This window comes from Mycoplasmopsis ciconiae (assembly GCF_036350065.1).
GTDB lineage: Bacteria > Bacillota_I > Bacilli_A > Mycoplasmatales > Metamycoplasmataceae > Mycoplasmopsis > Mycoplasmopsis ciconiae.
In genome coordinates this window covers 1-1,863 of the sequence record NZ_JAZDWZ010000017.1, presented here as the reverse complement: position 1 = coordinate 1,863, position 1,863 = coordinate 1, and the positions used below count along the sequence as shown (strand labels likewise).

Annotated in this window: 1 protein-coding gene; it reads left to right on the top strand. The window is 25.6% G+C overall.

Features of this window, described 5'->3' with window-relative positions; genetic code table 4:
• Positions 1–130: 130 nt before the first annotated feature.
• Complete coding sequence (locus V2E24_RS03535; RefSeq protein WP_330501044.1) at positions 131–1,774, top strand: IS1634 family transposase; 1,644 nt, start codon at positions 131–133, stop codon at positions 1,772–1,774.
• Positions 1,775–1,863 lie beyond the last annotated feature (89 nt).

The window sequence follows — 1,863 nt, the reverse complement described above, 5'->3', positions numbered from 1 at the left end:
CCTGAGTTTCCAAGTTAGAAGCCTATTTTTTGGTAGTTTTTCAATTCCTCTTTATACATAGTATAAAGAGAATAATAAAAAAAGTATTATTTTTATATTGACATTACAAATATTGTGATATAATAAAAGTATGGTTGGAATTAAAAAGTACTACATAGGTTCAAGTACAAATAACAAAAGAAAAAAGTATTTATCAATAGTTTGTTCACAAGGATATGGAAAAGGTGTAAAGAGAATTATCGGTTTAGGATATTTAGATGATTTCCAAAAAATAAATCCTGATTCTCACATGATTCTGAAAGAAAAATTAAAAGAAATTAATTACGAAATAAACGAATTAAATAAGGAGCAAGTAAAAGAAAGTTTATTAAACAGTATTAAAAGCGTCAACGTTGAAGAAAGACTTATAAATCACGGAGTTAAATCTATTTATAATGTCATAGACGAGCTCCAAATATTTCAATCTCTACCTAAAAGTAAACACAAACAACTAGAACAATTATTAAAATACACAATATCATCTAGAATAATAAATCCAACAAGCATTATTCAAACATTTAACCAAAAAGATGATTTTAAAACAGATATAACATTGAAAAAATCTTCTTTCTATAATTTATTGGATATTTTAAGCGATAGTTACCAAAATATCTATAAAACAATGAATAAAGTGATTTCTCAAAAAACAAATAGAGATGCAGAATTAGTTTATTTTGATAGTTCAACAGCTTATTTTGAGACATTTGTAAGAGACGGATTAAGATTTCCAGGATACTCAAAAGACGGTAAATTCAAAGAAGATCAAGTAGTGATTGGAATGGCAACAGATCCTAATGGTATTCCTGTCCATGCTGAGATTTTTAAAGGAAATACTGCTGATTCATCAACTTTTATTCCTTTTGTTTTGAAAATGAAATCAATATACGATATTAAAAAAATAACCATTGTCGCTGACAAAGGTATGTCAATTAATAAAAATATAAGATTTTTAGAACAAAATGGATTGGATTTTGTTATTTCTTACAGAGTAAAATCAGCAACAAAAGAGTTTAAAAAATATGTTTTAAGCGAAAGCGGATGAATCGGAGATGAAAATTTTAAATACAAAGAACAAGAAATTGCTTCTTTTTGAAAAAACAAAAGAAATAATGGTCACATAAGAAAAAAAATAATAACTTATAGTTCAAGTAGAGCATCAAAAGATAGAAAAGACAGACAACAACTAATACAAAACTTTACAAAAAAACAAAATAAAAACGGTTTGGTTAAAATAGAAGACTTAATGGGGATGAAGAAGTATAAATTTTACGAAAGAATCGGTAAAACAGAGTTTAAATTAAATATTTCAAAAATAAAAGAAGATGAATTGTATGATGGAATTTATGTATACGAAACATCTAGAACTGAACTAAAACCAAGCGAAGTTGTCGAAATTTATCACAAGCAGTGACAAATAGAAGAAAATTTTAGAACATTAAAATCATCATTAAATGTTAGACCTATGCATGTTTGGACTGAAAAACACATAAGAGGACATTTTGTCTTATGTTTTATTGCATTAGTGGTTCTAAAATACTGTATTTACAAAATTAATAAATTTTTTGAAGATAACGGTATAGTAGACAAAATAACAAATGATAAACTGATAAAAATAATAAATGGTGCATTCACTCATCAAAAAATAATAAATAATGAGGTTAAATCAGAAACTTTTATCTCTAAAAATTCAGATAAAATGAACGATTATTGAGTTTTAAATGAAATTTTAAGATAATGTTTGTAATTAATTTAGTAAAAATGACGAATACAGCTTATTTGTAGGCTGTTTCGTTTTTTTATGCTTTTACAACTTGGAAACTCAGG